Source organism: Pseudooceanicola sp. NS-SX8 (genome assembly GCF_057380755.1).
In genome coordinates this window covers 4,065,306-4,086,052 of the sequence record NZ_CM170819.1, presented here as the reverse complement: position 1 = coordinate 4,086,052, position 20,747 = coordinate 4,065,306, and the positions used below count along the sequence as shown (strand labels likewise).

Here is a 20,747-nt window from a genome sequence, read left to right as displayed (position 1 = left end):
GTATGTATGCGCCCGTCACCATTGGTGGCGGGCGCAGCCATGTCCGCAGTCGCGCGGGCGGCCCGAAGCTTGGCCCGAATGGTTGGGAGAGAGGGGACAGCCGCATGGTGAAAATTCTGCTGCTGGAGGACGAATTCGATCAGGCCGTGCTGTTTCGCGATTTCCTGGTCACCTCCGGGCATGATGTCGAAATCGTCAGCACGGCCTCCGCTGCGATCGAACAGCTGCGCGGCGAATGTTTCGACCTGATCATCGCGGACCTTTTCATCAGGGATCGCGACGTGCTCACCAATGATGGCGGGTTGCGCCTGATCGGGGCGGTGCGTCTGCCGCGCACCGGGGGGCAGATGGAGACGCCCAGGACGGTGCCGATCATCGCCGTGACCGGGGCCAGCTACGGGGCCGACCGTGATTTCTTCCTGAAACAGGCATTGGCCCTCGGCGCCGACAAGACGATGCAGAAACCGATCTTCGCGGCAGAGCTGAATGCCGCCCTGCAGGAGCTTCTGGGGCCGGAGGCCGCGCCTGACGACCCCTGAGGACGACCCCCGCAGCCATTCCCCGCCAAACGCACTGACCTCGGGCAGAGCCCGGACCTTGCCAAAGACCTCGCCCTTGCCAAGGCTTATCGCTGCTACCTGTCAGGCGGCGCCCTGGGCGCCTCCGGGCGGCGGGGACAGGGCCTCGGACAGGGTCCGGACCAGGATATCGGGCGGGCATGGCTTGCGCAGTGTCGGCGCCTTCACCGCGTTTTCGAGAGAGCTTTCAGGCACATGGCCCGTGTAGCCTGTCAGGTAGACCACCGGCAGGTCGGGACGCAGCAGGCGCGCTTCCCGGGCCAGGACGAACCCGTCCATTTCCGGCATGTTGATGTCGGTCAGCAGCAGGTCGATCGGCTGCTCCGGGCTGGCCTGTTTCAGCTGGTCCAGCGCGGCAAGACCATGTTCGGCCGCCGTTACCTCGAACCCGGCGCCCTTCAGCGTGGCCAGAAGCATCGCGCGCAAGCCGGCCTCATCTTCTGCCAGCAGGACGCGGGTGGTGCCGGTCCCGCGTGCCTGGTCGGAAGGCGCAGGGGCGATCGCCTCCGCCGCAGGGACCTCGGGCGCCGGGTTGGATGGGGCGGGGCTGGACGGGGCGGGGTCTGCAACCGGGGCAGGTTGGGGGGCGGGGGGCGTGGTGGCCTGTGCCTTGTGGGCGGCCTCCGGCGCGGGCGCCTTGGTCGGCGGCGTCGTGGTCTCGGGGGCGCCGGCCGATACTGTGGCGGTGGCGGATGCGGGGGCGTTTCCGGCCTCTGGGGCCGCGTCTGCAGCGTCCTCCTCCGTCTCCGGCGGGACCGGGACGCCGCCTGCGGGCTGCATCGGCAGGATCAGCTGCACCTCGGTGCCCATGCCGGGGGCGGAATAGATCCGCATGTCGCCCTCGGCGCGGCGGGCGAAGGAATGCACGATGGACATGCCCAGGCCGTTGCCGTGATCGGCATCCTTGGTGGTGTAGAAGGGCTCCAGCGCCTTTTCGCGGACCTCGGCGGTCATGCCGGGGCCGTCGTCGCGCACGGTCAGCAGCACGTAGCGCCGCGCCGGGTCCAGCTGGGCCGCAGCGCCCGTCACGCCATGTCGGCTGCGGGCCGGCCGCGCGACCTCGGACAGGCCAAGGGGGCGCGCCTCGACCATGATGCGCCCGCCGGTGCCGCTGTCGCGGATCGCGTCGCGGGCGTTGATCACCAGGTTCAGCAGCGCATCTTCCAGAAGCTCCTGGTCGCAATGCACCTCGCCCGCGCCGGCGATCCGGCGGGTTTCCAGCACGACGGGGCTCTCGGCCAGCTGCGGCGCGGCCAGGCTTTCGAGGTTGCGCAGCACCCCTTCGACCTGCAGCACTTCCGGCGCCCCGGCACTGGGCCGGGCAAAGGACATCAGCCGCCCGGTCAGCGACTTGCCCCGTGTCACCGCCTGCCGGGCGCTTTCCAGGAACCGCCGCGACCGTTCAGAGGGCGCATCCCCCAGGCTCAGCTCGACCGAGTAGTAGATCGTCGCCAGCATGTTGTTGACGTCATGCGCCATGGTGGCGGTCATCGTGCGCAGCGCATCCAGCCGCGCGTTCAGCTCCTCCGCGCGGCGGCGGCGGGCGGCATCGGCGGTCTGCGCGGTGATCAGCAGGGACAGGGTGACCCCCGCCACGGAGAGCAGCAGCACCGTCAGCGCTGCCAGCAGCAACCGGGTGTGCTGCCGGTCGCGCGCCTGCCAGTCCATGATCGCCTCGCGCACGGTTTCATGCAGCCGGGCCAGGTCCCGCGTCGCCTCCTCGTCGGGCAGGCGGACAAGCTCGTCCACCTCCGCGATGGACAGGCCCCGCGCCGCCGCGTCCCGGGCGACGTCCAGCTCCTGCCGGTAGGCATCCAGCGTGTCATGCAACGAGGCCAGGACGAGGTCGCGGCCGATTTCCCGGGTCAGCAGGTGCACCCGCGCCAGAACCTCCAGCGCGTCATGGTAGCTTTCATCGGCCAGATCATAGTACTTCGGCTCATCCGGGCGCAGGACGAAGTTCTTGAAATGGTGGATGAAACCGGAATAGCCGATGGCCCGTTCCAGTTCCTCCAGCGCCGCGGGCAGCTCTGCCGCGGCGATCCGCTGGGTGCTCTTGTCGCTGGTGACCAGAACCGCGCTCACCGGGATCGACAGGACCGCCACGGCCGACAGGCTCACCAGCAGAAGGCGCACCTTCGAATTCAGCAGAAGGGCAAACAGCCGCCCCCGCCAACCGCTGGCTTCCCTCAGTTCACGCGTTGGCATGGCGCCCATCCTTGACCAATAGTCCGGTCTGTCGACATCGGACTGAACCCTGCAATGTCGACTATTGTCCCGAGGTTAAGAATGCCGGAAGCAAAGCAGAAGTCAATTCGCTCAACTTAGAGTTTGTCAGCGGTAACGGGGACTTGAGGAGGTGACCTTACGGCATTTTTAAGCGTCAGACGCCTGGGCGTGCAGCCTGCGGCAGCAGGAAGACACCGGACGACGGCGCATGTCCGACCCGCAGCTGGCAGCCGTAGGCGCGGCCCAGCAGGGCATCGGTCAGCACCGCCTCGGGGCGTCCCGCGCCCAGGACGCGCCCGCGTTCCAGAAGGACGACGCGGCGGGCGTACATGGCGGTCAGGTTCAGGTCATGCATCACCGCCACCACGCCGCCGCCCGCGCTGGCGAAACGCGCGGCAATCTCCATCACCTGCAGCTGGTGACCGATGTCCAGGGCCGAAACCGGTTCGTCCAGGAACAGCCAGCGGGGGCCATGCGGGCCCACCGGCGCATCAAGCTGCGCCAGAACGCGGGCCAGTTGCACCCGCTGCTGCTCCCCCCCCGACAGTTCCTGGTAGAAGCGCGCGCCATACCCCTGCAGGTCGACTTCGCGCAGGGCGTCGTGGGCACGGGCGGGGCCGTCGGGCCCCTCCGCGCCCAGGCGCACCACCTCCTCGACGGTAAAGGGAAAGGCCAGCGCGCTTTGCTGGGACAGCACCGCCCGCCTGCGCGCCAGGGCCCAGGGGGCGGCGCGGGTCACGTCCAGCCCGCCCATGCGGATCTGCGCGCCGGGGGCCAGCTGTCCCGCGATTTCGCCCGTCAGCGCGCGCAGCAGGGTCGTCTTGCCCGATCCGTTGGGGCCCACGATGCAGGTGACCTCCCCCGGTTCGGCGGCAAAGGAGATCGACTCCAGGATGGTCTTGCGGCGCAGGGTCAGGCTCAGGTCCGTTGCGGTCAGGGTCATGATCGCCTCACAGGTCCAGCACGCCGCGCTGGCGCAGCAGGATCCACAGGAAGAAGGGACCGCCCAGGATGGCGGTCACGATGCCGATGGGCAGTTCCGCGGGCGCGATGACCACGCGCGCGATCACATCCGCCAGCAGCAACAGGGTGGCGCCCAGCAGGGCGGCATTGGGCAGCAGCTCCCGGTGGTCGGGGCCCGAGGCAAGGCGCAGCAGGTGCGGCACCACGATCCCGACAAAACCGATGCCCCCCGACATGGCGACGGCGGCCCCCGTCGCCCCGGCCACGGCCAGGATCGCCAGGTTCTTCACCCGCTGGATGCGGATGCCCATGTGATAGGCCGCGGCCTCCCCCAGGGAGAGCGCGTTCAGCCCGCGCGCCAGCCAGGGCGCGGCGGCCAGGGCCGGCAGGATGACGCAAAGCCCGGCCGCCACCTTGGGCCAGGTCGCCCCGGCCAGCGATCCCATCGACCAGAAGGTCAGGTCGCGCAGCTGGTTGTCATCCGCCATGTAGACCAGCACGCCGGAAGCGGCCCCGGTCAGCGCGCCAAGCGCGATCCCCGCCAGCAGCATCACCGCGACAGATGTCCGCCCGGCCCGCGTGGCGACCCGGTAAAGCAGAAGCGTGCTGATCCAGCTGCCGACGAAGGCGGCAACCGGGGTGACGTAGAAGCCGAGCGCGGCGGCGATCCCGGCAGGCAGCAGCCCGCCCAGCACGATTGCCGCGATGGCGCCAAGGCCCGCGCCGGCGCTGACGCCGACGATGCCCGGGTCGGCCAGCGGGTTGCGGAACAGCCCCTGCATCAGGGCGCCCGACACCGCCAGGGCGGCACCCACGGCGATGCCCATCAGCGTGCGCGGAGCCCGGATCTGCCACAGCACGATCTGGTCGGCCAGGGGCAGGGTCTCCCCGCGCAGGGCGGCGCCAAGGGCGGACCACAGGCTGGTGCCTGCAGCGCCGGTGGCCAGGCTGGCCGTCGCCGTGACGACCAGCAGCACCACAAGCAGCCAGCGCAGCCGCCGTGCCCTCAGCCGCCGGTCGTGGCCCCTTGGTGTGGCGGCGGGATCAGGGCGATCATCGGTGTGATCATCCGGGCGGGTCAGGGCGACCACCTCAGTGCCCCGCCTCTGCATCGGGCGCGTGGTTCAGCGCCGTGGCCAGGTCGCGCACCGCGTCGGGGGTGCGGACGGAAAAGCCCAGCATGTACATGCCGTCCATCGAAACGAAGGCGCCCGCCTGTCCCGCGGGTGTGGCGGCCACGGCCGGGATCGCCATCAGCTTCTCCGGCAGGGCGGCATGGTCGCCGCCGCCGTTTTCCATCAGCAGGATCACGTCCGGTGCGGCGGCGGTCACCGCCTCGTCGGTCAGCATCTTGTAGCCGGGATATTCGGCGATGGCGTTTTCCGCCCCGGCCATGCGGATGATGCCATCCGCCGCCGTCCCCGTGCCGGAGGCCATGATGCGCCCGCCCTGCACGGACAGCACGAAGAGCACCCGCTTGCCTTCTGCCGTGCCAGCGGTCTCCGCACCGGTCTCCGCCATGGCGGCCTTGAACGCCGCATCGGTCTTTTCGGCCAGTGCCTCCGCCTCTGCCTCGACGCCAAGCGCGGCGCCCACGGCGCGGATCTTGGCCAGCACGGTGGCGGCGTCATAGCCCTGCGGGATCACCACGAAGGGCAGGCCCGCACTCTTCAGCAGCTCCACCGTTTCGGGCGGGCCGGCGCCGTCCTCGGTCAGGATCATGTCGGGCCGCACCGACAGGACGCCTTCGGGCGACAGCGCGCGGATATAGCCCACATCGGGCAGAAGGGTGGCCTCCGGCGGGTAGTTCGACGTGGTGTCGCGGGCCACCAGCCGGTGTTCCTGCCCCAGGGCAAAGACGATCTCCGTCACCGCGCCCCCGATGGAGACGATGCGCTGCGGCGCTTCCTGCGCCTGGGCCTGCAGGGCGGGGATCATCCCCGCCACCGCCCCGGCGAGCATCGAGGACATCAGGCGGCGACGGGTGAAGGCAAACCGGCTCATGCGCTCACCCCCTCTGCGGCGGTGGTCGAGGCCGCGATCTCTGCCTCGACCAGCTCCATCCAGGCGGCGTTGTGATCGACCTCCGCCGTGCGATGGCCGAAGATCTGCGCGATCAGCCCGCCGCGCGCGTCGAACAGGTCGACCGAGACCGCAGGCCCCCGACGCGACGGCTTCTCCACCGCCCAGACCTCGGCCACGTGATCGCCGCGCAGGTGCATGTCGAACCCCGGGTCCAGCACGTTCAGCCAGGGCCCCATCTCCTTGATCGGCCCGATCGGGCCCGACACGATCTGGATGCAGCCCTGATTGCCCACGAAGATCATCGAGGGCACGCCGGTCTCTCCCAGCCGGTGCAGGATGCGGCTGGCCGATGCGACCTCCAGCCTGCGCGCGAAGGGCGCGCCGACGCTGCGATAGGCGCCCAGGCGGTTGGTGCCCAGGCTCCGGCAGATGCCGGGGAACTTGTGGGTGTCGCCCATCTCCGCCCAGGCGCGGCGCAGGGCCTCTGCCTTGCCGGGGATCTCCCTGGCGGGCTCCACCCCGTCGCGCGGCCCGCAGGCCACCTCGTCCGACTGCACCTCCAGCCGCAGCTGGTCGCGCAGCGCCTCCCAGGGACCGGCCTCCGCACCCTTGGGGAAGTAGACCTTGTGCACCGCATCCCCCGCCGCATCGAACACCTGGAAGCTCAGCCGCGGCCCGGCCTTCGTCTGCGCCACCACGGCAAAGCCGTGCACCCAGTGGGCGGGCCAGAACCGCAGGTCGATCCGCCCGTTCAGGACCACGCCCACGGTGCCGGAATTGCGATAGCCGCCGTAGACCCCCTCGATCTCGCTCACCACGCTCTCGTTGCGGGTCAGCCCCATCAGCGGCCCGACATCCTCCCCCAGATCGCAGAGCCCGGCCAGCAGCCGGTCCGGGTGGGCATCGATCCGCACCACGTTTTCGCCATCCACCCTGGCGGCCAGCAGGCTCGCCTCGCCCAGGCCCAGGCTCTCGGCCAGGTCGCGCGGGCGCAGGGTGGTGTCGGCCAGGGCCTGGCGAATCGTCTCGGGCGAAGGCGGCGTGCCGCCCACTTCGCGGGCGGGGGCTGCGGCGATCTCTGTCATGCGGAATCCTCTCTGGTTCCCGGGGGGAAGGGGAGGCTGGCGCGCACGCAACAGTGCCGGGCTGGCGTCATCTTGGTTAGTTGACAGAAATAATCAGATACCATAGGCGGCGCAAGAGCCCGTCGGAGGGGAGTCCGACGTCCAGCTCGAATACAAGCCAGCCCTTTGGCCAGCCTCCCACCGTAATATCTTGCCAAAGGGACTATCCCATGACCGCACGACCCTCCGTGCGTGCGCTGCTTCTGTGCAGCGCCGCATCCATTCTCGTGTCCGCACCTCTGTGCGCACAGGAGTCCGAAGAAGACACCATCCTGCTGGCCCCCATCACGGTCCAGTCCAAGCGGGAGGTGCAGACCGACACCGCCAACTCCCTCACCGTCGTCGACCAGGACGAGATCGCGGACCGGCAGACCTCTACCGTGGCCGAACTGGTGGAATCCGCCCCGGGCGTGACCGTGGTGGGTGCCTCCACCCCGCTCAGCTCCGGCATCAACATCCGCGGCTTCGGCCCGACGTCCTCCTATGGGACCGACAACCACGTCGGCGTGCAGATCGCCGGCGTCTCCAAGGGCGCGGATGAGCTCTACCGCATGGGCACGCAGCTCTTCACCGATCCCGCGCTCTTCCGCGAAGTCGCGGTGACCCGTGGCCTCGCCGGGACGCTGGAATACGGCTCCGGCCTCTTTGGCGGGCTGGTGCAGATGGAACCGATCCAGGCCTCCGACATGACCGGCGGCGAAACCGGGTTCAAGTTCCGCCAGCTGCTCGAATACGGCACCAACGACTACTGGGCCTCGGCCTCCACCTTCGCCTGGCAGCCGACCGAAAACATCGAGATCCTCGGCAACTACACCTACCGCGACGTGGGCATCATCGAGGATGGCAACGGCGATGCCATCAACGACGAGGGCTATGATGAGACGTCCTGGCTGCTCAACAGCAGACTGACCTTCGGGGACAGCAACGAACAGCAGCTGAAACTGCTGCTGCAACACACCGAATCGACGGAACTGAACACGCCCTACGACGGGCTGGGCGGCATGACCTGGTACGGCTACGTCGATCGCTACACCGAAGACGACACCGTGGCGCTGACCTACCAGTACACCAGCCCCACGACCGACCTGGTGGATATCGAGGCGACCTTCTCCTACTCCGACCTCTATATCGACAACGACCTGGTCTCGGGCACCGACTTCGGGTTCAACAACACCGCCTACACGACGAAGACCACCCAGTTCCGGGTCGTCAACACCGCGCGCTTCATGACCGGTTCGGTGGATCACAACCTGCGCACCGGGCTGGAATTCACCCACGCGGACCGGACCACCGAAGATGACGTCTCCTCCGCGCCCCAGGGCGAGGAAGACATCGCCGCGCTCTTCGTCGCGGATGACATGGTCTTCGGCAACCTGACCCTGTCGCCCGAAATCCGCCTGGAAAGCCAGCACGTCGACGGCACCGATTACGGCTACGACGAATACGACAACACCGGCGCCAGCGCCGGGGTCAGCGCGCTCTATGCCTTCGACAACGGCTTCTCCCTGCTCGGCTCCGCCTTCTACGGGGAAAACATGCCGATCATCGACGACCTCGACGATGATGCTTTGATGACGCAGGAGGAAAAGGCGACGGAAATCCAGCTGGGCCTGTCCTATGACGGCGCCAACCTGCTGGCCCAGGGCGATGCCCTGGCGCTGAAGGCCGTGGCCTATGACCAGCACTACTGGGACATGACCTCGATCATCAACAATATCGTCGGCGGCGACACCTGGGGGCTGGAGCTTGAAGCGGCCTATTCCATGGCCAACGGCTTCTATGTCGATGCCAATGCCAACTTCATGCGTTCGCGCACCGTGAATTCCTCCGGCACCCGGGCCTGGTCCGAACGCGCCCCGGCGGATGAGGTCCGCGTGACCCTGGGCAAGAAGATCAACGACCGGCTCGACCTGTCCTACGAAGCGGTCTTCGTCGATGACATGGGCCGCTCCAGCACCCCGTCGGAGGGCTACACCCTGCACAACCTGCGCGCCACCTGGAAGCCGCAGCAGGGCCTGTGGGACGGGACCGAGGTCCGCTTCGCGGTCGAGAACGTCACCGATGAATACTACGAACCCCACCTGTCGAGCGAGGCCGGCGCCGGGCGTACCTTCAAGGTCTCCCTGGCCAGGACCTTCTGATCTGACCTGATCCTCCGCCGGTCCCTCCTGTTCCCGGGGCCGGCGCCGGTGGTGCCCTTCGGGGTGCCTGCCGGGCGTCCGCCCCTCGTCGGACGCCCGGTTTTCCTTTGCGCCGTAGGGTGGATGCAATCCACCATCCCCCCTCCATTTCCCCCGGCGCCCAATTTCCCCGCCTCCAAATTTGCCCCCCCACACCGCCCACCGCGCGCGCCGTTAACCCGGCCCGTTCCGGCTCTGCTGCACCGCCGCAATACCGACGTGATACCGACGTGATACCGACGTTGCGATTTTGGCCCCATTCCCCTGTTAACCTTGGCTTTGCGACGCGATTCGCCGCGCTGCAGTACCGACGTGGGGTTCGCGCCCCTCAGATCTCGTAAACCTCTTCCCCGGCGGGCAGCCTTAACTGCATTTCAACTTCCTGCGCCCACCTTCATCGCGCTTCCCGCCACAGTCTGACAAAAATGAACCCGCCAGTTCGAAATGACATCAGTGTCAACTTGACACCATTGTCACTTTGACTGTAGCGGGCGGTAAAGCTCTGATCTCAGGAGGCTTCCATGATCCTGCCAAAGGCCTGCGGACTGGTCCCCGCGCTCTTCGGTCTCGCCCTGGTGCTGCCCGCGCCTCTCTCCGCGCAGCAGTCGGAGGAGGCACAGGGGCTGCCCGTGCATCTTGTCATCGCCCGGACGGCCGCGCCGCGGCGCACCATGCGCCTGACCGGCACGATAGAGGCGCAGGACAGCTACCCTGCGGGGTTCCGCGACGGGGGCCGCGTCATCTCGGTGGCGGTCGATGTCGGCGATATCCTTCGCAAGGGCGACGAGATCGCCCGCGTCGATCCCACCCGTACCGATGCGAGCCTGCGCTCTGCCCAGGCCTCCCTCGATGCGGCAGAGGCGGCACTTTCCCAGGCAGATCAGGCACGTAGCCGGGCGCAGGGACTGCTTGACCGGGGCTCCGGCACCCAGGCGGATCTCGACTCCGCGACAGAGGCCTACCTGACGGCCAAGGCCTCCCGCGATCAGGCCGAGGCGCAGCTGGCCACCGCCAAGCGCGCCTCGGAGGACACCGTGCTGACCGCCGTGGATGATGCCATCGTCACCGATCGCTCCGCCGAACCGGGCCAGGTGGTGGGGGAGGGGCAGACCATCGTCACCCTCGCCTCTCTCGAAGGCCGGGAGGCGGTTTTCCTGACCCCGGACGATCCCCGGCTGGCCGATGTGCTGGGCCAGGACGTGCTGATCCGGCCGCTGGATGATACCAGCCTCGATACCGGCCTCGATACCGGCGGCGAAATCAGCGTACCCGTGACGGAGGTCTCCCCCGTCGTGGCCGACAACGGCACCGTCACCACCAAGGCGGCCATCACCGGAGAGGCCGCGCGCGGCTTCACCATCGGAGAGGCCGTGGTGGGGGAGCTGGCCCTGACGGATGATCCGGTGATTTCCGTGCCATGGTCCGCGCTGACCTCAAATGCCGATGGCGCCGCCGTCTGGACGCTGCCTGCGGGCAGCGACCGTGTCATCCTGACCCCGATCGAGATCGACGCCTTCACCCGCGACCTGGTGGAGGTCGCAAGCGGCCTCAGCGACGGGGACAGGGTGATCGCGGACGGGTCCCATGCGCTCTTCCCCGGGCGCCGTGTCATCGTGCTGGAGGGCCAGGAATGATGCCGTTCACCGCCAATTCCCGTGCCCTGCGCGGGGCCGTTTCGGGCCTGGTTCTTTGCTGCGCCCTTGCAATCAACCCGCTGATTTCATTCGCCTCAGATAGCACCGAGAGTGCCGCGGAAACCGCCGGCCCGCGCCCCGTGGTGACAGAGGTCGTCTCTGCCGACCCGACCCGGCAACGCGCCTTTTCCGGCTCCGTCGAGGCAGAGCATGAGGCCGATCTGGCGTTCCAGACCATCGGCCGGATCTCCCGGTTGGAGGTCTCTCCCGGCGACGTCGTTTCCGAAGGGGATGAGCTGGCGGCGCTGGATCGGGTCAGCCTGCAGGAGGACGTTCGCGCGGCGGAGGCTGCGCTGTCCTCGGCCCAGGCCGAAGCCGCCTATGCGGAGCAGAGCTACTCCCGCGCGCGTGCCCTGGCCGACCGCGATATCGCGACCCAGGCGACGGTGGAGCAGGCTCTGGCCAATCGCGATGCCACTGCCGCGCAGGTCGTTGCAGCCCAGGCCGACCTTGCCTCCGCGCAGGAGGCGCTGACCTACGGCAGCCTGACCGCGCCGATGGATGGTGTCGTGCTGGAAACCCCAGAAGAGGCCGGAACGGTCGTTTCCGCCGGGACCACCGTGGTCACCATAGCCGCCCTGACCGGGCGTGAAGCGGTGATCGACGTGCCCACTGAATTTCTTGCGGTGCTGCCGAAGGACGCCCGGTTCGAACTGCGCCGCCATATCGGCGGCGGGGAAGCGGTGGCGGCCCGGCTGCGGCTGGTCGAGCCGGTGGCGGATGACACCCTGCGGGGCCGTCGCCTGCGCCTCTCGATCGAGGATCAGACAGCGTTCCGCATCGGCTCCCTGATCTCGGCCACCTACATGGCCGACGCGCGCCCGGTGATGACATTGCCCCCGGCGGCGATCCTGCGGGAGGGCGATCAGGCCTATGTCTGGCGTGTCGGGCCGGGGGATCGGACCGTGCACAAGGTGGCGGTGGAAACCGGCGCAACTGTCGGGGAACGCCTGGAAATTCGCGATGGCATCGCCGTCGGGGACGAGATCGTGGTGCGCGGTGCGCATTCCTTGGAAGACGGCCAGACGGTCGGGGAGCGTGAAGAATGAAAAAGGGTTTCAACCTTTCCGACTGGGCGCTGAACCACCGCTCCTTCGTGTGGTTCCTGATGATCGTCAGCCTGGTTGCCGGGGCCTTCTCCTATGCCTCCATGGGCCGCGAAGAAGACCCCACCTTCGCGATCAAGACCATGGTGGTCTCCGCCTCGCTGCCCGGCGCCACGGCAGAGGAAACCCTGACCCAGGTCACCGACCGGATCGAAAAGAAGCTGCAGGAACTCGACACCCTGGATTCGACCCGTTCGGTCACCTACCCGGGGCAGGCGATCGTCTATGTCGACCTGGTGGATACGGTCCGGGGCGACGCCGTGGACCAGACCTGGCTCAAGGTCCGCAACATGATGTCCGACATCCAGGGCAACATGCCGGATGAATTCGGCGGCTTCTACTTCAACGATGATTTCGGCGATGTCTTCGGCTCGATCTATGCTTTCACTTCCGACGGGTTTTCCCCGCGGGAACTGGAAGACCGGGTCGAAGACGTCCGTTCCGCCGTGCTGCAGCTCGACGCGGCCGGCAAGGTCGAACTGATCGGCGTGCGGGACCCGGTGGTTCATATCGAGTTCTCCAGCGCGCGCCTTGCTGCCCTGGGGCTCGACAAGGAAACCGTGATGAACACGCTGGCGGCGCAGAACGCCATCGTGCCTTCCGGCTTCATTCACACCGGGGACGAGCAGATCCTCGTACGGGTGACGGGGCAGTTCTCCTCTGCCGATGATCTGGCCTATGCGCCGCTGCGCGCCGGCGACACCTATTTCAGCCTGGCCGACGTGGCCGATGTGACCTCCGGCTACGACGATCCCCCGGATGAGCTGTTCCGCTACAAGGGCAAGGAAGGCATCGCCCTGGCCATCGGGATGCGCGAAGGGGAAAACATCCTCGACTTCGGCGAGGATCTTCATGCGCTGATGGCCAAGGTTGCCGCCGAACTGCCCGTCGGGATCGAGATGCACCTTGTCGCGGATCAGCCCGAAGTGGTGGACCATTCGATCAACCACTTCGTCCGGGCCCTGGTCGAAGCCGTGGTGATCGTGCTTGCGGTGTCCTTCGTCTCGCTCGGCATGCGGGCGGGCCTGGTGGTGTCGCTATCGATCCCGCTGGTGCTGGCCATCACCTTCATCTTCCTCGACGCCATGGATATCACCCTGCAGCGGATCTCGCTGGGGGCGCTGATCATCGCGCTCGGCCTGTTGGTGGATGACGCGATGATCGCGATCGAGACGATGATCTCCCGCCTCGAACTGGGCGAAAGTCTTGGCAAGGCAGCCTCTTATGCCTGGACCTCGATCGCCTTCCCGATGCTCACCGGGACGCTGGTCACCGTCGCGGGTTTCATCCCGATCGGCCTGAACTCCTCCCAGGCGGGGGAATACACCCGCTCGCTCTTCTTCGTGATCGCGATCTCCCTCGTGGTGTCCTGGGTCGTTGCGGTGCTCTTTGCGCCGGTCCTCGGCGCGACGTTCCTGCCCAAGAAGATGAAGCATGAAGAGCACAAGGCCGGTCGCGTGCGTCGCGGGTTCCACGTCGTGCTGCGCAATGCCATGCGGTTCAAATGGGTGACCATCGTCGTCACCATCGCGATCTTCGCGGTCTCCGTCGTGGGCCTGGGTCATGTGGAACAGCAGTTCTTCCCGACTTCCGACCGGAACGAGATCCTGGTCGATGTCACCATGCGCCAGAACGCCGACTTCGATGCCACCGATCAGGAAATGTCGGTCTTCGAGGACTGGCTCGCCGATCAGCCGGAGGCAAGCTACTGGAGCACCTATATCGGCCGTGGTGCACCGCGCTTCATCCTGACCCTCGACAGCCTGACGGCGACGCCGAACATCGGCCAGGTCGTCATCATGACCGAAAGCAACGAGGAACGTGATGCGCTGCGGGCGAAGATCCGGGAGTTCGATCTGACCCGTGCACGGGCGGAATACTTCCCCAAGTACATCGAACTCGGCCCGCCGGTCGGCAAGCCCGTCCAGTACCGCGTCGCCGGCCCTGATATCGAGGAGCTGCGCGATCACGCCCGGGACCTGGCTGCGGTGATTTCCTCCGATCCGCGTCTGACCTCCATCTCGCTGGACTGGAACGAACCGGCCCGCGTGGTGCGCGTGGTGCTGGACCAGGCACGCCTGCGTCAACTGGGCCTGACCCAGTCGGACGTGGCCAAGACGCTCTATGGCCTGTTCGAAGGCACCTCCGTCACGGATCTGCGCAGCGGGACCAAGCTCGTCTCGGTGCTGGCCCGCGGGGTCGAGGCGGACCGTACGACCCTGGAGGCGCTGCAGAACCTGCAGTTCGGCAACGAGGACGGATCCCCGGTGCCCCTCTCTGCCTTCGCCCGGCTTGAATGGACAACCGAACAGCCAGCAATCCACCAGGAAGACCGCGTGCCCACCGTGACCGTGAAGGCGGCCATCACGACCGATGATCAGCCCGATACGGTGGTCAATGCGCTGGCACCTTCCATCGAGGCGTTCCGGGACACCCTGCCTGCGGCCTATTCGGTCGAACTGGGCGGTACTGTCGAAAGCTCTGCCGAAAGCCAGGCGCCGATCGTTGCGGTCGTGCCGATCATGCTGCTGGCCATGCTGACCCTGGTGATGGTCCAGATGCAAAGCTTCCGGCTGATGTTCGTTGTCCTGGCCGTGGCCCCGCTGGGCCTGATCGGGGTCGTCGCGGCGCTGCTGCCTTCGGGCGCGCCCCTTGGTTTCGTGGCTATCCTCGGCGTGCTGGCCCTGATCGGGATCCTGATCCGGAACTCCATCATCCTGTTCCAGGAGGTGAAGGACCTGCTGGCCCGTGGCCGGACACGCTGGGAAGCGGTCTTCGAAGCCTCCGACAGCCGGGCCCGGCCGATCCTGCTGACCGCTGCGGCGGCCTCTCTCGCGCTGATCCCGATCTCCCGCCAGGTGTTCTGGGGGCCCATGGCCTATGCCATGATGGGGGGCATCATCGCCGGTACGCTCATCACCCTGCTCTTCGCGCCCGCCCTCTATTGCGCCGTCTTTGGCGTGAAGCGGCCGAAACCGGGGGATGACACCACCAGGGTGACCCGCGCGTGAGCGCGGATCACCGCAAGATCGTCGCCGCACAGCGACGAGAGAAGATGCGCCTCCGCCTCATCGAGGCGGCGGTGCTCGTCTATGCGGCCAAACCCCACGGCGAGGTGGTGATCGAGGACATCGTGGCAGAGGCCGGCGTGTCTCGCGGCAGCTTCTACAAGTACTACGACACCCTGGAAGAACTCCTGCACGAGGCGAAGCTCGCACTGGGCAGAGAGATTTTGTCAATGGTTCTGGCACAGGATCGTGTGGCCGATGATCCCGCCGTGGCACTGGCCCGCGATCTGCGTACCTTCATGCAGACCTGCCGGCGTTACCAGATCATCGGTCGGTTCTCCGCCCGCATGGGGCTGGGCCCGTCGGATCTGATGGATGACCTCATTCCGGACTATGTTCCGGATGGCATCGCCTCCGGCCGGTTTGCCGATGTGCCGAAGTGGCTGGGCATCAATGTGCTGAAGGCCTCCGTGCTTGCGGTGCAGATCAAGTACGGGACCACCGGCGACTGCACGCCGGAGGATGAGGAACTGGCCGTCGCCGCTGCCCTGCGCAGTTTCGGCGTCAGCCGGGCGGAGTCGGAAGAGCTGTGCCGCCTTCCCGGGGTCGCCCTGGACGCGCCGCCGGAATCCCTGATCGCCCGGTCCGAGGCGATCCGCGCGGAGGCAGAAGCCGCCGGCAAGGATCCGACGCCCCGCCGTGGCACCCGTTGCCTGGTCGGCCGTCGCAAGCGCGACTGACCGGCTGCCGCAAGGCTGTCGCCCCTGCCGCTCCCGATCACTTGATCTCGCCAACTTGCACTGCAACGCAGCGCGGGGATAATGGAACACCGTTATGTTCATTCAGTTTGTTCATTTCATATTGAATGAAGTACCCACCCATGACACGAGGGTTCCATGACCGACTCGCCAACCGATGACTTCATTCAGACCATGGGCATGCTCTGGCATTCAGAGGGCGGTCCGCGCATCGCGGGCCAGATCCTTGGTTACCTGATCATCGAAGGCGAGCCGCGAACGTTGCAGCAGATGTGTGACGCGCTGAAGATTTCGAAGGGCTCCGCCTCGACGAATGCGCGACTGCTGGAGGGGAAGGGAACGTTGCGCCGGGTTCACCCGGTAGGCTCTCGCCAGGACGCCTGGCTTGCCGTGCCGCATCCCAGCCAGTCAATCCTCCAGACGGTCGCGCAACGGATGCGCAAGAACGCGGACGTGATCAGCGAAACCAGCGCGGCCTTCCCCGTAGGGATGGAGGCCGCCAGACGTAGAGTCGAGGACTTCGCGGATTTCTACAGAAATTCCGCGGACTTCATCGACGAATGGATTGATCGGGTCGGCTGTAAGGACGCCAGCGACCCGGACGTGGAAGGCAGGGGACATGGCAGCGAAGACAGGACCGGACCATAACGAACCGGGCAGCACGGCGGCAGCCGAGGCGGCGAAGCACCCGGCGGCAAAGCCCGAACCGGCGAAACCGGACTGGGCGCTGAATGGGCGTGAACGCCGGGCAAAGGCCCGGGCAGAGGCCGGCCTGCCCCCGCGCAAGCGGCGCGGCTGGCTTGTCGTGCTGGTGCTGCTTGTCCTGCTGGCCGGCGGCGGCTGGTGGTATTCCAACGGCGGGGCCGCGGCACTGAAGCACGGCGAAGAGGCCGACGCAGGCGGCGAAGCGCCCGCAACTGAAACCGCCCCGGCAGAAGAGGGCGGCCGGATCGAACAGGTGATGCAGCTCCTCCCGTCAGAGCTGACCGAAGTGACGCCCATGCGGTTGCGTGAAACGGTCAAGGCCACGGGATCGCTGTCGCCGTCCCGCCAGGCCGAAATCTCGGCCGAGGTGTCGGCCCGCGTGACCGAAGTCCTGGCACGGCCCGGCGACCGTGTGGAGCAGGGTGACCTGCTGGTCCAGCTGGATGTGGAAAGCCTCGCAAACCAGCTCGATCAGCAAAAGGCGACGGCGGAGGCGACCCGCGCCCAGCTGCGCCTGGCCAAGACCCAGCTGGAAAGAACGCGGTCCCTGCTCGGGCGCGGTCTGACGCCGGAGAGCGAGCTCGACAGCGGCCAGGCCAATGTCGATCAACTGGCCGCCAGCCTTGCCGCGCAGGAAAAAGCCGTTGCCAATGCCGAGGAAAACCTCAAGCACGCCCGCGTGACCGCGCCGTTTACCGGCGTCGTCTCTGCCCGCGACGTTGATCCCGGCACCTATGTGGCGACCGGATCGGCCCTGATGTCGGTGGTCGATCTCTCCACCCTGGAATACGAGGCGGCGGTGCCCGTGCGCTATACCACCCGGCTGGCAGCCGGGCAGCCGGTGGAACTGTCCGTCGAAGGCGTAGGGGCACGCGATTTCACCGGGACGGTGGAACGGATCAGCCCAGTCGCCATCGAAGGCACCCGGGTGCTGCCGGTCTATGTCCTGATCGGGAACCCCGATGACATGCTGCGCGGCGGCATGTTCGCGTCGGGGCGTATCGTGCTGGAACAGAAGGACGACGCGCTTGGCATACCCGCCGATGCGCTGCGCGAGGATGACGAGGGAACCTACGTGCTGAAACGCGACGGCGACAGGGTGGTTCGCCAGCCGGTCAAGATCGCGCGTACCTGGGAAGGCGGTCGCATGGCCGAGGTCACCTCCGGCCTGACCACGGGCGACGTGATCGTTTCCCAGCAGCTGGAACAGCTGCGCGCGGGCACCCGGATCCTCGTGGTCGGAGAGTAAGCCATGATCCTGACACGCATTTCCGTGGGTCAGCCGGTCTTTGCCACCATGGTCATGGTGGCGATGCTGGTGATCGGCCTCTTCGCCTACCAACGCCTTCCGGTGGAACAGCTGCCTGATGTCGACTTCCCCGTCGTGGCCATCGTCACCTCCTACCCGGGGGCGACGCCCGAGGCGGTGGAGAACGATATCATCAAGCCGATCGAGGATGCGGTCGCGACGATCTCCGGCCTCGACTCGGTGGAATCCACCGCGCAGTCCGGCGCCTCCTTCGTTCTGCTGATTTTCGAACTGGAGGTCGACAGCGCCACCGCCTCGCAGGAGGTGCGGGATAAGCTCGCCCAGATCGAGGGCGACTTCCCCGATGCGGCGGATGAAAGCCAGATCCTGCGTTTCGATCCGAACGAGCTTCCGGTTCTGTCCATCGGCATTTCCTCCGATGCGCTGTCCCAGGCCACGCTGACGCGGCTGGCCGATGACGTGATCTCGACCCGGCTTGCCAATATTTCCGGTGTCGGTCGGGCGTCCGTGGTCGGGGGCCTGCCGCGCGAGGTGCAGATCCAGATCGATCCGGACCGCCAGGCCGCGCTTGGCCTTGGCGTGTCGGAGGTGATCTCGGCGCTGTCTTCCGACAACTCCGATCTGCCTGCGGGTGAAATCACCGAGGGGGGGAGCTCCCAGTCGGTCCAGGTCCAGGGACGGATCCCCGAACTGCGTGACTTTGCCGATGTCATCATCGCCCGGCGCGGCGGTCAGCCTGTCCGCCTGGGCGATGTGGCCGACATCGGCCTCAACATCGCGGACGAAGACAGCCTGGCAATGCTCGACGGGCGCCGCGCGCTGGCCGTGGACGTGGTGAAGACGCAAGGCGCCAATACCGTCGCCGTGGCCGAAGCCATCCGGCACGAGCTGGAAAAGATGAACCTCGAAAGCCAGTTCGACGGCGTGAAGATGGAGGTCATCCGCGACAACGCCAAGCCGGTCGAGGAAAGCTTCCACTCGGTCCAGTCGATGATGCTCGAAGGCGCGTTGCTGGCCACGGCCATCGTGTTCCTGTTCCTGAACTCCTGGCGGTCCACGGTGATCACCGGGCTGACCCTGCCGATTTCCATCATCGGGACGATGGCGGTGATCTACTTCCTGGGCTTCACGCTGAACATGATGTCGATGATGGCGCTTTCCCTCGCCGTTGGCATCCTGATCGACGACGCCATCGTGGTGCGGGAAAACATCATGCGGCACCTGCACATGGGCAAAACCCACGTGCAGGCGGCGCTGGACGGAACGAACGAAATCGGCCTGGCGGTGCTGGCCACGACCCTTTCGATCGTGGCGGTGTTCCTGCCCGTCGCGTTCATGGACGGCATCCTTGGCCGCTTCTTCCTGCAGTTCGGCGTGACCGTGTCCATGGCGGTGCTGATCTCGCTCTTCGTGTCCTTCACGCTCGACCCGATGATGTCCTCGGTCTGGTATGACCCTTCGGCGGACCCTTCGGTCAAACGTGGCTTCATCGGTCGGGCCGTGGCACAGTTCGACCACTTCTTCGAATGGGTCGGGCGGGGCTATGCCCGCCTGCTGCGGACCTGCCTGCGCTGGCGCAAGACGACCCTGCTGATCGCGGTGCTGGCCTTCGCCGGCGGTATCTCGGTGGTGCCCATGGTCGGGGCGGAGTTTGTGCCGCCTGCGGATAATTCCGAGATCCAGATCGAAGTGACCACGCCTGTCGGGTCCACGATCGACCGGACGGCGGACAAGATCGCGCAGGTCGATGCCGTGCTGCGGCAGAATTTCCCTGAAATCACGGGCACCTACGCCACGGTCAATTCAGGCACCTCTTCTGCCAGCAATGTCGCCACCGTCTATGCCAAGATGAGCAATCCGCAGGACCGGGAACGCACCCCGGATCAGCTGACCGGTCCCGTGCGGGAGGCGCTGAAGGCCGTGCCCGGGGCCAAGTACATCGTGTCCGCGGACACGGGGCTCGGCGGGGTGGAGGCACCGATCCAGGTCAAGATCTTCGGGGACAACCTGGATATCCTCGCCAACCTGGCCGATGAACTGGCAGAGGACATGTCGACGGTCGATGGCCTGGTGGACGTGCGCACATCGCTCGATGATCCGCAGCCCACTGTCGGCATCCGGATCGACCGCGATGCGGCCTCCGACCTGGGGGTTTCGCTGGCGCAGGTGGCCAATGCGCTGAACCCGATGCTGGGCGGCTCGACCATTTCCGACTGGACGGATCCACAGGGGCAATCGGTCGACGTGACCATCCGTCTGCCGGAAACCTTCCGGGATGATGTCACCATCCTCGGTTCCCTGCCGATTGCGGCCTCCTCCGATTCCACCGGCGTCATCCGGCTCGACCAGGTGGCGGAGATCGAACGGATCGAGGGCCCGGGGGAGATCAACCGGGAGGGGCGGCAGCGTTCGGTCAAGGTCACGGCGAACCTAGATGGCAAGAAGTCGGGGGAGGTGACGGCGGATATCCAGGCCAAGATCGATGCCCTGCAGACACCGCCGGGCTACCGCGCCACCATGGGCGGCGATGCCGAAGATATCGCCGAAACCGGGGCCGCCGCAGGCACGGCGCTGCTTCTGGCGGTGGTCTTCATCTACCTTGTCCTGGCGTCCCAGTTCGGGTCGTTCCTGCAACCCTTCGCCATCATGTCCTCCCTGCCGCTGTCGTTGATCGGCGTGATGCTGGGGCTTCTGGTCGGGGGCTCCACGCTGAACATGTTCTCGGCCATCGGGTTCATCATGCTGATGGGGCTCGTGGTGAAGAACGCGATTCTGCTTGTCGACAATGCGAACCAGCACGTGCGACAGGGCTGGCATCTCTTCGATGCGCTGGTGGAGGCCGGTTCGACCCGGTTCCGTCCCATCGTCATGACCACGCTGGCCATGATCTTTGGCATGTTGCCCCTGGCGCTGAACCTGCATGGCGGGTCGGGACAGAACGCGCCGATGGCCCATGCGGTCATCGGCGGGCTGATCTCCTCCTCCCTGCTGACGCTGGTGGTGGTGCCTGTGATCCTGACCTACATGGACGGCCTCGGACGGCGTGTTTCGGGGCTGTTCCCGAAAGCGCCGGATCACGCCTGAGGTCACATTTGCAAGAGCTTTGC

General features: G+C 66.8%; 14 protein-coding genes. 9 read left to right on the top strand and 5 right to left on the bottom strand.

Annotated features, from left to right (window positions below):
• Positions 1-104: 104 nt before the first annotated feature.
• Positions 105-539 carry a response regulator gene (locus tag AC2IR1_RS18645; RefSeq protein WP_486473474.1) on the top strand — a complete coding sequence of 145 codons (435 nt, stop codon included), beginning with the start codon at positions 105-107 and terminating at the stop codon, positions 537-539.
• Between the two features lie 102 nt (positions 540-641).
• Here AC2IR1_RS18645 and AC2IR1_RS18640 read toward each other — a convergent pair whose 3' ends face one another.
• The 5 genes from AC2IR1_RS18640 to AC2IR1_RS18620 form a co-directional block, all read right to left on the bottom strand.
• Positions 642-2,786 (bottom strand): hybrid sensor histidine kinase/response regulator, encoded by a 2,145-nt coding sequence (locus AC2IR1_RS18640; protein WP_486473473.1) that lies wholly within the window; start codon positions 2,784-2,786, stop codon positions 642-644.
• Positions 2,787-2,961: 175 nt separating this feature from the next.
• The gene (locus tag AC2IR1_RS18635; protein ID WP_486473472.1) at positions 2,962-3,750 is read right to left on the bottom strand and encodes a heme ABC transporter ATP-binding protein; all 789 of its coding nucleotides are present in this window, start codon (positions 3,748-3,750) and stop codon (positions 2,962-2,964) included.
• Positions 3,751-3,757: 7 nt separating this feature from the next.
• A complete protein-coding gene (locus tag AC2IR1_RS18630; protein ID WP_486473471.1) occupies positions 3,758-4,861 on the bottom strand; it encodes a FecCD family ABC transporter permease in 1,104 nt (367 codons plus the stop codon).
• 1 nt (position 4,862) lies between these two features.
• Entirely contained in the window at positions 4,863-5,774 is a 912-nt protein-coding gene (locus AC2IR1_RS18625; protein WP_486473470.1) for a heme/hemin ABC transporter substrate-binding protein, read from the bottom strand.
• Positions 5,771-6,880, bottom strand: coding sequence for a hemin-degrading factor (locus AC2IR1_RS18620; RefSeq protein WP_486473469.1), 1,110 nt, complete (start codon positions 6,878-6,880; stop codon positions 5,771-5,773). Before AC2IR1_RS18620 ends, AC2IR1_RS18625 begins: the two co-directional genes overlap by 4 nt.
• Positions 6,881-7,089: 209 nt before the next feature.
• Here AC2IR1_RS18620 and AC2IR1_RS18615 point away from each other — a divergent pair, with 209 nt between their 5' ends.
• The 8 genes from AC2IR1_RS18615 to AC2IR1_RS18580 all read left to right on the top strand — a co-directional run bounded on the left by AC2IR1_RS18615 (position 7,090) and on the right by AC2IR1_RS18580 (position 20,724).
• Positions 7,090-9,060: a TonB-dependent receptor plug domain-containing protein gene (locus AC2IR1_RS18615; protein ID WP_486473468.1), complete on the top strand. Its 1,971-nt coding sequence runs from the start codon at positions 7,090-7,092 to the stop codon at positions 9,058-9,060.
• 560 nt (positions 9,061-9,620) lie between these two features.
• Positions 9,621-10,733: an efflux RND transporter periplasmic adaptor subunit gene (locus AC2IR1_RS18610; protein WP_486473467.1), complete on the top strand. Its 1,113-nt coding sequence runs from the start codon at positions 9,621-9,623 to the stop codon at positions 10,731-10,733.
• Positions 10,730-11,842 carry an efflux RND transporter periplasmic adaptor subunit gene (locus AC2IR1_RS18605; RefSeq protein ID WP_486473466.1) on the top strand — a complete coding sequence of 371 codons (1,113 nt, stop codon included), beginning with the start codon at positions 10,730-10,732 and terminating at the stop codon, positions 11,840-11,842. Before AC2IR1_RS18610 ends, AC2IR1_RS18605 begins: the two co-directional genes overlap by 4 nt.
• Positions 11,839-14,910, top strand: a complete 3,072-nt coding sequence (locus tag AC2IR1_RS18600) for an efflux RND transporter permease subunit (RefSeq protein WP_486473465.1) — start codon at positions 11,839-11,841, stop codon at positions 14,908-14,910. The genes AC2IR1_RS18605 and AC2IR1_RS18600 overlap by 4 nt, the downstream gene beginning before the upstream one ends.
• Before the next feature lie 44 nt (positions 14,911-14,954).
• The gene (locus AC2IR1_RS18595) at positions 14,955-15,647 is read left to right on the top strand and encodes a TetR/AcrR family transcriptional regulator (RefSeq protein WP_486473464.1); all 693 of its coding nucleotides are present in this window, start codon (positions 14,955-14,957) and stop codon (positions 15,645-15,647) included.
• A 156-nt stretch (positions 15,648-15,803) separates the two neighbouring features.
• Positions 15,804-16,313, top strand: coding sequence for a GbsR/MarR family transcriptional regulator (locus AC2IR1_RS18590; RefSeq protein ID WP_486473463.1), 510 nt, complete (start codon positions 15,804-15,806; stop codon positions 16,311-16,313).
• Complete coding sequence (locus AC2IR1_RS18585; RefSeq protein ID WP_486473462.1) at positions 16,285-17,619, top strand: efflux RND transporter periplasmic adaptor subunit; 1,335 nt, start codon at positions 16,285-16,287, stop codon at positions 17,617-17,619. The genes AC2IR1_RS18590 and AC2IR1_RS18585 overlap by 29 nt, the downstream gene beginning before the upstream one ends.
• A 3-nt stretch (positions 17,620-17,622) precedes the next feature.
• On the top strand, positions 17,623-20,724 hold the full coding sequence (locus tag AC2IR1_RS18580; protein WP_486473461.1) for an efflux RND transporter permease subunit: 3,102 nt from the start codon (positions 17,623-17,625) through the stop codon (positions 20,722-20,724).
• Positions 20,725-20,747: the final 23 nt, after the last annotated feature.

Bases quoted from the DNA above. Each gene is read 5' to 3' on its own strand.
- AC2IR1_RS18645 (WP_486473474.1), top strand. From the start codon at position 105: ATGGTGAAAATTCTGCTGCTGGAGGACGAATTCGATCAGGCCGTGCTG.
- AC2IR1_RS18640 (WP_486473473.1), bottom strand. From the start codon at position 2,786: ATGCCAACGCGTGAACTGAGGGAAGCCAGCGGTTGGCGGGGGCGGCTG.
- AC2IR1_RS18635 (WP_486473472.1), bottom strand. From the start codon at position 3,750: ATGACCCTGACCGCAACGGACCTGAGCCTGACCCTGCGCCGCAAGACC.
- AC2IR1_RS18625 (WP_486473470.1), bottom strand. From the start codon at position 5,774: ATGAGCCGGTTTGCCTTCACCCGTCGCCGCCTGATGTCCTCGATGCTC.
- AC2IR1_RS18620 (WP_486473469.1), bottom strand. From the start codon at position 6,880: ATGACAGAGATCGCCGCAGCCCCCGCCCGCGAAGTGGGCGGCACGCCG.
- AC2IR1_RS18615 (WP_486473468.1), top strand. From the start codon at position 7,090: ATGACCGCACGACCCTCCGTGCGTGCGCTGCTTCTGTGCAGCGCCGCA.
- AC2IR1_RS18610 (WP_486473467.1), top strand. From the start codon at position 9,621: ATGATCCTGCCAAAGGCCTGCGGACTGGTCCCCGCGCTCTTCGGTCTC.
- AC2IR1_RS18605 (WP_486473466.1), top strand. From the start codon at position 10,730: ATGATGCCGTTCACCGCCAATTCCCGTGCCCTGCGCGGGGCCGTTTCG.
- AC2IR1_RS18600 (WP_486473465.1), top strand. From the start codon at position 11,839: ATGAAAAAGGGTTTCAACCTTTCCGACTGGGCGCTGAACCACCGCTCC.
- AC2IR1_RS18595 (WP_486473464.1), top strand. From the start codon at position 14,955: ATGCGCCTCCGCCTCATCGAGGCGGCGGTGCTCGTCTATGCGGCCAAA.
- AC2IR1_RS18590 (WP_486473463.1), top strand. From the start codon at position 15,804: ATGACCGACTCGCCAACCGATGACTTCATTCAGACCATGGGCATGCTC.
- AC2IR1_RS18585 (WP_486473462.1), top strand. From the start codon at position 16,285: ATGGCAGCGAAGACAGGACCGGACCATAACGAACCGGGCAGCACGGCG.
- AC2IR1_RS18580 (WP_486473461.1), top strand. From the start codon at position 17,623: ATGATCCTGACACGCATTTCCGTGGGTCAGCCGGTCTTTGCCACCATG.